Source organism: Paenibacillus sp. MER TA 81-3 (genome assembly GCF_023713585.1).
In the GTDB taxonomy this organism is placed as follows: Bacteria; Bacillota; Bacilli; order Paenibacillales; family Paenibacillaceae; genus Paenibacillus_B; species Paenibacillus_B profundus.
In genome coordinates, this window is sequence record NZ_JAMAWB010000022.1 from 58,453 (window position 1) to 70,927 (window position 12,475).

Annotated in this window: 9 protein-coding genes; 3 read left to right on the plus strand and 6 right to left on the minus strand. The window is 46.1% G+C overall.

What is annotated here, in order from left to right; genetic code table 11:
* Positions 1-56: 56 nt before the first annotated feature.
* From M3650_RS25020 to M3650_RS32105, 3 genes are all read left to right on the plus strand, one after another.
* Complete coding sequence (locus M3650_RS25020; protein WP_251578769.1) at positions 57-2,315, plus strand: hypothetical protein; 2,259 nt, start codon at positions 57-59, stop codon at positions 2,313-2,315.
* Between the two features lie 146 nt (positions 2,316-2,461).
* Positions 2,462-4,162 carry a DNRLRE domain-containing protein gene (locus tag M3650_RS25025; protein WP_251578770.1) on the plus strand — a complete coding sequence of 567 codons (1,701 nt, stop codon included), beginning with the start codon at positions 2,462-2,464 and terminating at the stop codon, positions 4,160-4,162.
* Positions 4,163-4,232: 70 nt separating this feature from the next.
* Positions 4,233-4,970, plus strand: coding sequence for a peptidoglycan DD-metalloendopeptidase family protein (locus M3650_RS32105; protein ID WP_285848657.1), 738 nt, complete (start codon positions 4,233-4,235; stop codon positions 4,968-4,970).
* A 50-nt stretch (positions 4,971-5,020) separates the two neighbouring features.
* Here the strand turns inward: M3650_RS32105 and M3650_RS25040 are convergent, their stop codons facing one another.
* From M3650_RS25040 to M3650_RS25065, 6 genes are all read right to left on the minus strand, one after another.
* Positions 5,021-5,461 carry a peptidylprolyl isomerase gene (locus M3650_RS25040; RefSeq protein ID WP_233696564.1) on the minus strand — a complete coding sequence of 147 codons (441 nt, stop codon included), beginning with the start codon at positions 5,459-5,461 and terminating at the stop codon, positions 5,021-5,023.
* A gap of 162 nt (positions 5,462-5,623) precedes the next feature.
* Positions 5,624-6,955: a diaminopimelate decarboxylase gene (gene lysA, locus M3650_RS25045; RefSeq protein ID WP_251578771.1), complete on the minus strand. Its 1,332-nt coding sequence runs from the start codon at positions 6,953-6,955 to the stop codon at positions 5,624-5,626.
* Between the two features lie 821 nt (positions 6,956-7,776).
* Positions 7,777-9,110 (minus strand): IS3 family transposase gene (locus M3650_RS25050; RefSeq protein ID WP_251578772.1). Its coding sequence is split into 2 segments (ribosomal slippage): positions 7,777-8,723 and positions 8,723-9,110, totalling 1,335 coding nucleotides; the frame shifts between segments, so codons are not numbered across the junction.
* A gap of 531 nt (positions 9,111-9,641) precedes the next feature.
* On the minus strand, positions 9,642-11,252 hold the full coding sequence (locus M3650_RS25055; protein ID WP_483311787.1) for a spore germination protein: 1,611 nt from the start codon (positions 11,250-11,252) through the stop codon (positions 9,642-9,644).
* Positions 11,253-11,299: 47 nt separating this feature from the next.
* A complete protein-coding gene (locus M3650_RS25060; RefSeq protein WP_251578773.1) occupies positions 11,300-11,746 on the minus strand; it encodes a stage V sporulation protein AB in 447 nt (148 codons plus the stop codon).
* Positions 11,730-12,371 (minus strand): stage V sporulation protein AA, encoded by a 642-nt coding sequence (locus M3650_RS25065; protein ID WP_019422853.1) that lies wholly within the window; start codon positions 12,369-12,371, stop codon positions 11,730-11,732. Before M3650_RS25065 ends, M3650_RS25060 begins: the two co-directional genes overlap by 17 nt.
* Positions 12,372-12,475: the final 104 nt, after the last annotated feature.

Genomic DNA, 12,475 nt, shown 5'->3' on the forward strand with positions numbered 1-12,475 from the left:
CAGTCACTAGAGGGCTGTCTCTTTTGTTTGCATATCTATTGAAAGGAGATGATTTTGTGGCAGGAAGTGCAAAGCCGAATGTACCGAATTTAGGTGATGAGGGTAAAATTGAAATAATTGATGCATATAATATTGCTTATATTGACAAACAGTATGGTGGCAAAGAAGATGTTGCAACTTTATTTGACGGTATAGTAACGAAACAAGGTGGTTACAATGCTGTTATATTAAGACAAGATTCCTACATAGAGTTTAGCACAGTCAATAAATTATGTAACATATGGACAAATAGTGGTGGTTACTCTGATAGTGGAGGTAGTGCAGGAAAACAAATTAAGTTAGAAAAATGGAATGGTCAAAAGTATGAAGAAGTTGGAGTTTATAATACAACGAATTCGTCTGATTGGTATTTATTATTGCCTAACTTGGAATCAGGAAAATATAAAATTGCTCCGACAGGAAATTATGTGGCTTTCAATGAATGGTATGTTGAACATGCAATTAAAAATAAAAGTCTAATTCAATTGAGCAACAATGAATATAGAAAATATCATGCGAAAAGAATTGACACTACAACAGCAATTCCTAAAATGAACTCAAATACTGCTCCTATTGGAAGAGCATTTGCGAGAGACGTTTGGAGTACTGGATATGATGCATGGTATGGATTTAATCAAATAGTTGATAGTGAGGGATATTGTTCTCAATCAGGGAGTGGAGGCGTTGGATATTTAGGCTATGAGTTTAGCGAAGCCAATTTGATATTGAAATATTCAATTAGAAGTATGAGTTATGGGGACAAATTCGATAGACTTCCCAGAGACTGGACTTTCGAGGGAAGTAATGACGGTCAAAAGTGGGACATTTTAGATGCACAAAAAAATCAAACTTGGACTACCGTCAACACAGATAAAGATTACTACATCATAAACCCAAAAGCCTATAAAATGTATCGATTGAATTGGACTGCTAACAATGGGAATACAGGATATACAGTCATTAACGAACTAAAAATGTATTCTGGTGAATTGGGTAAAGGATGGGAATTGATAAATAATACTACTCTTACTCAACAAGACTTCGATGAACACGGAATGACCGAGCTATCTATCATTCCACCGGAAGCGTGGCAAGAACTGGCCCAACTCTCCCCCACTATCGAGATCGTTACATACGTGCCAGAGGGCAACAAAGCCAAGCCTTTTACCGAGACATACATGGACATCCCCTTACGCATCGACATGACTGCTTTGCCTATTGAGCAGCTTATCGTACAGCCATCCGATTTTGACTTGCACGGCAACCTAATCTCTATTGTTGCCAATAAACTCCCTGCCGAAGTGAACGCCTATGACGGTACCTGCAAGTTTATCGTGTCGTTCGATAAAGGCGCTACATGGGAAGCTTTCAAAAACGGCAAATGGAAAACAGTGAATGCTGCCGATATGGTGAAAGTCCGAGAACAGGGAATGAGCTTCAAAACCCTTGCTCAAGTGAATGAGAAGCATTTCTTGGACAAAGGCAAGCAGATTCGAATTGGCTATTACTTGGATGACAGCATACACCGCGAGGAAGAAGTTAAGCTTGATAATTCGCAGTTAATTGTGAAATCTGCTCTTGATGATGTGAAATTCGAAGACATGACCTTTCATTTACTCAATACGACAGCGACGATTCATCTACAACTAACCGGAAATAAGCTGACTGGCGAGCTGGATGACGCAGATAAAGGTAAAGTCCAGTATCGGGTGCTGCTGAACGAGAAGCCGTATTATCCAGACAATGGCGAGTTCACGCGCTTGGCTTCTTCTCCGTTGGATATCAATCTTTACATTTCCGAAAGAGAGATTCTGTTCAATCAGGAAAACAAGCTGACGGTCGAGTTCCAAGATTACTGGGGGCAGACCGATCAATGGGAAACGAAGTTTATCGGCACCTATTCCGGCTTGATGTTCATGGACAAGACCGGAAACTATTACTCGGACACGTTCGGCGGGATATTGAAATACCTGGACTTCGGAATCATCATCGCGGGTCAAACGACCGTGGATCAGAAAGTGGTTGTAAAAAACCAGTTGGGATATGAAATCACGAATCTTACACTGGAGGTGGCCAAAGACTCTCTGCCCCAAGGCGTTACCATTGAGTTGTCACGATCCAATAAGCCATTTATCGCCCAGGATAAGCTGCTCTTCAGCCAGATCTTTCAGCAGGATGATACGGTTGAATTTTACGTCCGCATTGCTACTGTAATAGAAGCCGAGCCAACGGTGAATGGTCAATTTGAAATCCGCGCAAAAGCGGATCGGGTATAATCTCAATACAATGAGATCGGATGTGAATAACATTGAATGAATGTAATGATATAAGCTCCCCCTTTTACGTTAAAAAAGCGGAAAACAAACTAAAAGGCAAGTTTTTTCTCTACGGTTCAGGCAGCGATGATGTAAAATCAACCTTTGTGGTCGCGACCCGAGTTCGGGAAGACCTTGATGCGAGCCTATCTGTAAAAGTCGAGAGAGCATATGATTTGTCCTCCCGCTTGGAAGTCATGTATCGCGGCAACGGAGATTTGCCTTCCAGCATCCAAGCGATAGCAGCCGAATATTTGCCGGCTTCGCTTGAGGTTAGACCGCATAATCAAATGTTCGGCAAATTCGAATTGTTAGAAGCTCCAAGGATTGAAACAGGGTTCCCTTCGCTGGAAGACGCAACGACCCGCAGCCGTACCGACCTGCAGACGATTAATTTCGGCGATACGCAGCAAATGATGATAGGCGCGAATAACGGAGAGTTTTTTGATTCATTTGTGAAGTTTGGACGTCTGAAAGAGTTAATGCCTGATTTGCATCTATTAGAAAAGGCAAAATTGAAAATATATTATACCGGATCATTACCGGACGGCACTAACATTGAGCTGCACCAGCCGCATCGATTCTGGGAGGAGCTTGGAGTTACACACGCCAATAAACCCCGCTCCGCTGAGCTCCTGTCAAGTGAATATACAATCAATCGGCAAAAACGTTACATTGAATTCGATGTGCTGGACATCATGAAGCGATGGCAGACTGGCAGCTTGGTGAATTATGGGTTTCTGTTCAAATCTTTTAACGATTACCCCGTTTATTTCTATACTCGGGAATCAAGCAAGCCGCCACTTTTAGAAGTAAAATATATATCAAATCTGATTTACAGCGTCGGCAGAAGCGCGACTGAAGCAACCATGTTTATTTATGGCGTTGGCAATTCCGAGCGTTCGGCTTCGCTTACCGTGCATAGTGACCGAGGCGAGGATTCCAAAGAGGCTACTATATATATTCATCGGCCAGAAGTGCCTGTGCCTATCGATAAAACGGGAACCATTGCCGTCAGTCGTGCGAACATGATATCCAACATGACAGTTGGCATAAGAAAAGAAGACGTGTTATACGGCAGCATCAGCGTTCCTGATTACGGTGTAGAAGATCTTGATTCAATCGTTCAGATCAACACTCCGGAAAAGCATGCAGTCCTAACAGTCGATCCGAACATCAGTCTGCCAAGTATCATGACGGTAGCCAAGATAGAATGCACGAGTCGCCCCGGCCATATCTATGTATCGGTTCCTCATCTGCATTCGCGTCTCGAAGTTTCCAAATACAGAAGAGCGTCCAATGACTTAGACGCTTCGCTGACCGTACAAAAAGAGAAATACGAAGATCGTAAAGCGTTTTTGACTGTCAATCAACCCGACTTGGGCGGAATTTTTATAGTAAGAGCATATAAAGAAGACGATGTTGCAGGGCGAATTGAGATTCCGCATTACGATGACAAAGAGTCGTTCATCTATGTTTCTAAGCCTAATCTTGCATCTTCCTTGGATGTGAAATATGGGCACTCCTTGAATTCAACGATTTATGTGAAGCATCACGAGTATATGGAGTCGTTCATCGAGATAAAGCGGATTTCTCAGATTCATGCAACAATTGACATTCGACAAGTTGCCGATGCACCTGCACATCTGTCGATAAGCATTCCAGATTTACAGGCTTATTTGTACCCAAGGGTAATCGATAAGGATGATTTACGTGCAATTGCAAGAATCCGGAAGAAAAATGCAACCGACCTTCACGGACGAATAAATGTGAATGGAGTCGCTGGAGCGTATTACTACATCCTGTAATTGATGTATTGAAGTTGAAGTCGTCCCATTATGGGGCGGCTTCTTTTATTTTGAACGAGGAGGATTTTAAATGAATACATTTGATTGGAGTAAATATGGCTTTGTTCGCGTCACCAGTCCATATGGCTGGAGGAACGATCCATTCAACGGGAAGAAAGTATGTCATACCGGCGTGGATGTAGTCAAATTACATCAGGCTCCCATACATGCTTTTGCAGCTGGCGAAGTCGTTCATGCCAGCATGGGTGCTGCAGGAAGCGGCTTTGGCGGCTTCGGCAATGTCGTCGCTATCAAGGATAGCAATGGACATCTGCAATGCTATGCTCATCTGGATAGCATAAGTGTCACAGTCGGGCAAATTGTTAAAGAAGGCCATGAGCTTGGCAAGCAAGGAACGACGGGGCGCTCTACGGGCTCGCATCTGCACTTTGAAGTGCGCAGTAAAGCCTTCCCGAGCTTTGGATTCGGTCATCACATCGATCCGGGGCACTATTTATCGAATTATTTTTCCGAGCACACACGAAGTGAAAATAAAAAAGAATGCAAAACAGTACCCATCCGTCTTAACAATCAAGCGTTCTATGAAGGATTTCTGGAGGGAAGCATTACGTATGCCCCGTTGCGTGCCATCAGTGAGCAATTAGGAGCCCGGGTAACTTGGAACGGCAAGGAAGCAGCAGTCAATGGAACCCGAATATTAGGCGGAAAATTAATCAATGGACGTACGTACATACCTGTTCGAGCCTTTGAAGAAGCCATTCAGGTCAAGGTGGTATGGAACGGTCAAGAGGTTAACATTATGCAGTAAACTGGAAACAGTAAAAACCCCTGCCATCGCGAGGATGACAGGGGTTAAGATTACGCTTCTTCCGTCACTTTTACTTCTTTCATTTTGTCGCCTTGCTTGATTTCATCGACGACATCCATGCCTTCTACAATTTTACCGAACACAGTGTGCACGCCATCCAAGTGAGGGAATGCCGCATACGTAATGTAGAACTGCGAGCCGCCTGTATCTTTGCCGGCATGCGCCATCGCCAGAACGCCGCGTTCATGCTTGTGCGGGTTGCCTTGGGTTTCGCATTTGATCGTGTAGCCAGGACCGCCTGTGCCTGTTCCGTTCGGGCAGCCGCCTTGTGCTACGAAGCCCGAGATGACGCGATGGAATGTTAACCCGTTGTAGAAACCTTCGCTTGCCAGCTTCTCAAAGTTGGCAACTGTGCCCGGCGCCTCTTGATCGTGAAGTAAAACTTTGACGACTCCGCCTTTTTCCATTTCAATCTGTGCGTATTTGCTCATATGTATGAACTCCCTTCAATATGCGTTGTGTTAGAACTACCCTCACGATTATACGATAAATCAGCGTAAAAAGAAAACAGATACGCAAGCACAAACAGACCCCGAGACCCGCTGCCCAACCCTACGCAGCGAAACTCAGGGTACCGTCAATCTTTCCTCGCTTTATTTCAGAACCGCTTGCTTGTTCAGGCGTGCCGGAATGCAATCATTCATGACGATGTCACGATGAGACTCACGGCGTACGACAATGTCGGCTTCGCCGTCTTGAACGAAGACGACAGCGGGACGCGGGATGCGGTTATAGTTGCTGGCCATCGAGTAATTGTACGCTCCAGTGCAGGACACAGCCAACAGATCGCCTTGGTTTACTTTAGGCAAAGCGACGTCCCAAATGAGCATGTCACCGCTCTCGCAGCATTTTCCTGCAATCGAGACCACTTCTGAAGCTTCCTCATTTCCCCGGTTCGCCACCATCGCTTCATAGCGGGATTCATACAATGCCGGGCGCGGATTGTCCGTCATACCGCCATCTACCGCCACGTACTTGCGAACGCCTGGAATGTCCTTGACGGACCCGATCGTGTATAATGTCGTTCCCGCTTCACCAATGATGCTTCGGCCCGGCTCTACCCAGATTTCCGGCAGACGATCGCCGATTCCCGCAAAGCAGCTCTTCACAGCTTCCATAATCGAACGCACATATTCGCTTACTGCAAGCGGTGTATCGCCTTCCACATACCGTATTCCGAAGCCTCCGCCCAGATTAACGACTTGGAACGCCACGCCCGCTACGTCCTTCACTTGACGGGCGAATTGCGCTACGCGCTCCACCGCCAGCTGGAAGCCTTCCGTTTCAAAAATTTGCGAACCGATATGCGAATGAATGCCGAGCAGCTCCAAACCTTCGGCATCCGCAGCCGCTTGTACGGCTTCGAGCGCCGTTCCGTTCCCGATATCGAAGCCGAACTTGGAATCAATCTGGCCTGTGGAAATATACTCATGCGTATGTGCCTCTACCCCTGGCGTGACGCGGAGCAGCACGGAGACGGTCTGTTTGCGTTCTTTTGCCATGGCATTGAGCAGATGCAGCTCGGTAAAATTGTCAATGACGAAGCAGCCGATACGGGCATCCAGTGCCATTGCGATCTCGTCTGGCGTCTTGTTGTTGCCGTGGAAATGAATGCGCTCAGCCGGAAATCCGGCTTGCAGCGCCGTGTATAGCTCCCCTTCAGATACGACGTCAAGCGACAAGCCTTCTTCATCCACGATCCGGCACATCGCCATCACACAGAACGCCTTGCTCGCAAAGGCAACCTGAAATGTCAATCCAGAGGCGCGAAACGCCTCCATATACTCCCGGCACCGTTCACGCACGAGATGTTCATCTACTATATATAACGGAGTGCCGAATTGAGCCTTCAATTCAGCAGCATCACAACCGCCGATTTCCAAATGTCCGTTGGCATTGATTTTACTGGTTCCATGTAAGTACATCATCTTTTCTCCCCATTCCCTAATCTATCCACGCTGTCTGAATCCATTATATTGCATCATGAAAAATATTACATCGAGTATATCAGCTAAGCTTGTCATTGAAGAATGGATTTTTTGGCTCAAGGTTTGCATTATGTCCCTGACATGGTTCACTCCGTTCAGGCTGCGATTTGCATTCATTTTATGAAGCATTCTTTCTGTCAGTGCAATTTATAGGCAATATTCATTTTACATAGTATGCATACAACCAAAACAGGACATACACGAGCAAAAACACTCGAATATAAGGAAAATACAACTGTAATGAAATAGCTTTGGAAAATACGAACAGAAAATCACGCTCAGACTGCCCAGACACCATTTGCAAGTGAATTTCTCTACTTTCTCTACTTTCTCTACTTTCGGTATGCTCCAACAATGTATGAAAACCGTTCTCTCCTCTACGAAAAGGGTTCCAAAAAGTCCTTTTGCCCACTAACCCCTTGATTCAGAAGAACAAGAACTCCTTTGAATCATTAGTAGGTAAAGCTCAATCAATCTTCAGTACTTAAGTTGTTACTTTGCATAGTCTGAATAATGGGGATAGTGAACAAAAGAGCACTTCGACAACTCTTGCCTTACGCCATCTGACTCTCTAGGAGAGTGGACATAAGGGTACAGCAGAACTATTTAGTTACACATCCATTAGCCGACATATTTTTCTCGCCCACCCCCTACTTCAAGAAATTTTTCGCAGACCCCCAATTTATGCTTTCTCATCAATATAAAAAAGCCTTGGATTTTTAAACTGTACCCTTTGTAAAGGACAAATGTAAAAAAGGCTACGCTGCCCTGAGAAGATGATCCCTGTATTGAATGGGGGTCATCTTCTTTAAGTTCCATTGATATCTGTAGTGGTTGTAGTAGGTCATATAGTCCTTAATCTCTCGTCTAAGCTCTTCCATAGTAGTGCAGGGTTTGATGGAGGCCTCATCTTTGAAATGGCCGAAAAAGGATTCTTGGGGTGCGTTATCCCAACAGTTCCCCCGTCTGGACATCGATTGCCCCAAACCCATTTGCTTAACCAGCTTTTGAAAATCAGGATGTGTGTAATGGGTCCCTTGATCAGAATGAATAAAGGCACCTTCCGCCTTTTTAAACCTTCGATTTTTCTTCAGGTTCAGAAGGGTCTCTGTCGCAAGGTCCATGGTGATTCGATCCGACACATGATAAGCCACGATTTCATTGGTTGAACTGTCCTTGATCGTTGACAAATAGGCTTTCCTGCCTGTGCCGTAATATAAATAGGTGATATCCGTCAGTAATACCTTACCGGGGATGTCCTGCTTAAACTCCCTGTTCAACAGGTTAGGCACAACGCGGTGCTCCTGTGTTGCCTTCATCATCCGTTTATAGGGGTTTGCCTTGCGGAAAGGACACATAATGTCGTATTTCTTCATAATTCTCCTGATCCGTTTCAAATTGTAGACAATCTGAAACTGCCCCTCCAGTGTCATCTTTATGGAACGGGCTCCTTTCTTGCGTCTTTTGAAATGGAAGGCATTTAGTATAATTTCTTTTACTTGTTCATCTTTCTGTTCTCTTTGGTTCCGCATCTTCACGGATGCGGAAGACCAGTACCTGTAATAGCCGCTTCTAGAGATCCCGGCTATCTTACATAAGTAGTTCAACATCCGGTGAAGGTGATATTTCTTGATAACAGTGCGGATTAGGATATATTTCTTACAAGGCGGCAATTCTACTTGTCTTTCAACCCCCATCCCGCAAAACGGATCTTTTTTAATAGCTCGTTCTCCGCTTTCAATAAGGTGTTTTGCGCTTCGAGCCTGGCATTCTTCTCCTCCAGTGTCAGTTCCCTTGAGGATGGCCTTCCTGATGATTGGCCTCTTGCATCTTGCAGACCCAGGACACCGCTCTCCCTGTAGCACGCACGCCATCTTTTGCCCGAGGATTGTACCCTTTTCAGTCCAATCACATTGACGTCAAACCCGCATTCTTCAAATATTTCTCTCGGCAACTTGCCTTTTTGATTGGATGCAATAAAGAGTTGTTTGAATTCGTCAGTATAGGTGATTCCTCTGGATGTCACTGACTTAACATAAGGATTTTGGGAAAGCTTTTCGATTTCTTTCTCTGAAAATGTCTTTTTACTCATTACGTTCACCCTGTCCCATTTATTTCGTTAAACAAAAAATACCCTATAGAGAGACTTTTTTAAAGTGTCTACTCTACAGGGTACAGTTTATTTCTCCAGGGCTTTAATGCTTAAGTGAAGTATATGTGCAATTCGGTTTTTTCGCCAGGGATACACTATCTATCAGCTGGGTGAGTTCTATTGGAAAATATGTAGTGTAATGTTTCGGTTAGGCGGGTAAACGACAAGTTGACTGCATTTTGTACAGTGGATCCGGCTGTTTTTCTGCATTTGCTGCTTAGGAGTGTCAAACCATTGGATGAAATCCAATGAAACTAACCAATAAAGTAATTCAGGAGCTTTTTCACTGTACAAAATCCAATGTGAACAAGAGTTACCAAGCCTTCATTCCGCATTGTGTTGAATGATCATAACAAATCAGGCTCCTGCGGGAGCCCAAACGTTGCTGATGCTTAAAGATGCTCACGATTCATGTCCGAAACTTGCACCAAATTGTGCATTTACGTCACATCCACCACTGGAAATCAGTTACTACGGCGTTGTATCCGGCGGCATTTTTGTATTATCCCGCGTTTTGTTAAAGCTCGGACGCTGCTTCATGTAGAGAACGGGCTGGCGCACGAGGATGTTGAATAGCGCATTGGCGTTAAACGGAATAAACGGCCATAGATAGGACGAGTTGTACGAGCGATTAACGGCCAGGTACACTACCCATATCGTTGTGCCAATGACCAACCCTGGTACTTTGAATAGCGCCACCGCCACCAATAGGAACAGGCGCACGATGCGGTTCGCAAGTGACAATTCATAGCTCGGCGTGGCGAACATGCCGACAGCCGCAATAGCCATATAGAGAATGACCTCATTGACGAATACCCCTGCTTTGACCGCGATATCCCCGACGAGAATGGCCGCCAGCAAGCCAAGCGCAATGGCAAGCGGCGAAGGCGTATGCACGGCGGCCATCCGCATGAGGTCCACCCCGAGCTCGGCTAGCAGGAACTGAACGATTAACGGGATTTTCCCCGTTTCCATCGGACCGATAATCTGCAGCGCTGCCGGCTTCAAGCCCGGCTCGATAACAAGCAGCAGCCATAAGGGCAGCAAGAACAGTGAAGCAAAAATGCCGATAAACCTCACGCTTCGCAAATAGGTGCCCATGAAGGCCGTCTGCCGATTCTCCTCTGCGTGCTGGCACAAGTCAAAAAACGTCGTCGGCAAAATAATGACGGAAGGTGATGTATCCACGAAAATAACGATGTTGCCGTCCAGCAGATGTGCGGCGACGACGTCCGGACGCTCCGAATAACGGACCAACGGATACGGATTCCAGCCTTTATTGATAATGACTTCCTCCAGCTGCTTATCAGCAAGCGGCAAGCCATCGATATTAACCGCTTTTATCTTTTTGCGCACCGCTTCCACTTGACGTTTATCAGCGATATCATCGATATACGCAATACACACATCCGTCCTTGTTCGGCGCCCTACCTGCACCATCTCATACTTCAGTCCAGGATCACGCAGCCGTCTTCGGACCAAGGTGACGTTCGTGAGCAAGGTTTCGGTAAAGCCGTCCCGCGAACCGCGGACTACTTTTTCCAGTGATGGCTCTTCCAAGCCTCGAGTCGGGAACGACTTCACATCGACCATCAGCGCTGTCGTTTCATGTTCGATGAAGAAAACGCTGCTGCCCGCCAAAACTTTGTTGATTGCTTCACTCATTTTATCTATTTTTTCAACTTGAATGTGCGGGATGTAGCACTCAAAAAATGCTTTTAACGCATTCGAGGTGATGGATAATTTGTTCAGGAACGATAATCGCGCCAGAATCATCGTCATTACTTCATCCTTGGCAAATCCGTTGAGATAGAACAGCCCTACTCGTCGGCCGCCGAATGTCATCTCCCGGAGCAGAACATCAAAGGATTCCTCCAGACCGACCACATTTTGCAACGTATGTCTGATCATCTCCATCTTCTTGGGGATTGCATCATCATCCTGCCAATATTTAATCGATTCTTCTACCGTATTGGATACTTCATGCTGCTTCTTCTCCACATCCTGCTGCTCGTCTTGAGGCTGGCCAGGGGGCGGCATGCTGCCTTCTGGATGGGACGGCTCCGTCACTTGCTCTGTCATCGTTCTTCCTCCTTCTGCCTTCGCGCGCATTGTAGACTCTAGCCAAGCTAATGAGGGTAAATAAAGCAATCAAACCATGAGCCTATAATTTTGCCGAGGACCATGGCGGTTAATAAAAACGTTAGAATACCGGACATCCCAAGGCGCTTCGCCAATATTGGGAGCACATTGAGCACTTCGGTCAAAGCAGCGGCCAGCAAGCCTATGAATACACCGTCCAACAGACCTATCACCGGTGACAACCAGCCGGCATAACGAAGCTTGATGCTCCACAGATCGATAACGGTGAAGAACAGCGCTCCGGTAATGATCGCAGCTTCGAACCAATGCACGCGATGAAAGGAATTTGTTATCTGCGCAAGCCTCGGCAGCATGTCCAGTACGACAAATAAAGCCACCATGCCGCCACCTACCGCGATGCCGCCCGCCAAGCCGAGAAATGCGGCGAATATTTGGATGAATACGTTCACTAGAGCATTACTCACGCTTCTCATCCGCCTCTCGCAGCCGCTGGTACTCTTCCGTCACAATATATTGATTCAAGTTTTCCTGATACAGATACATTTCCACTTCCAGTGGCGTCGGTTCCTCATTGAATTTTTTGCGGAAGATGTGGTTGAAGAAGATGACCATCCCCAGCCCGATTCCGATGGAATAGCATGCCTGAAACCAGAAGGAACTCGCTTCTTTGCGTCCGGTAAGCAGTTCTATAATCCTATGGTGGACTTGCAGCATGCTGACATCGGCATGAAAATTCATAATGGCCAGCCCGGAACCGAAGAATAAGAGCAGCCACACGATTGCAATAAAAAACGGATTCGGCCGCTTCGCCTGCTTAACAATCTCCACAAGTGTATGCGGCTGTCCGAAGCATTCGATGCCAAGAGCGGGAGCTACCGCTTTGATGGCCCTGACGATGGCCATCATGTCGACGAGGAGAATATTGCCGTCCTTAGGCTTCGGATTCAACAGCACTAGCTGCTTCAGCTTCGCCTCCCAAGACGAATCTACGATCACTTCCGCTACGTCCCCCAACCGGACGGGTTGTCCCGGCGGAACCTTGGACTGCTTTCTTAGTCGGATGTAGCATGTCGATGGCTTATCATCCGATATCACCATGTCCATCACTCCTTCCTCATTGTTCTTAGTATGGTTGAGTTGCGCTGCATTATGAGGAGATGGGACAGCAGGAAACATTTGCATTCCTGCTGGAAGAGTAGACA

What these genes read in the sequence shown, in the direction of transcription:
- M3650_RS32105 (WP_285848657.1), top strand. Translation starts at nt 4,233, where the DNA reads ATGAATACATTTGATTGGAGTAAATATGGCTTTGTTCGCGTCACCAGT.
- M3650_RS25040 (WP_233696564.1), bottom strand. Translation starts at nt 5,461, where the DNA reads ATGAGCAAATACGCACAGATTGAAATGGAAAAAGGCGGAGTCGTCAAA.
- lysA (WP_251578771.1), bottom strand. Translation starts at nt 6,955, where the DNA reads ATGTACTTACATGGAACCAGTAAAATCAATGCCAACGGACATTTGGAA.
- M3650_RS25055 (WP_483311787.1), bottom strand. Translation starts at nt 11,252, where the DNA reads ATGACAGAGCAAGTGACGGAGCCGTCCCATCCAGAAGGCAGCATGCCG.
- M3650_RS25060 (WP_251578773.1), bottom strand. Translation starts at nt 11,746, where the DNA reads ATGAGAAGCGTGAGTAATGCTCTAGTGAACGTATTCATCCAAATATTC.
- M3650_RS25065 (WP_019422853.1), bottom strand. Translation starts at nt 12,371, where the DNA reads ATGGTGATATCGGATGATAAGCCATCGACATGCTACATCCGACTAAGA.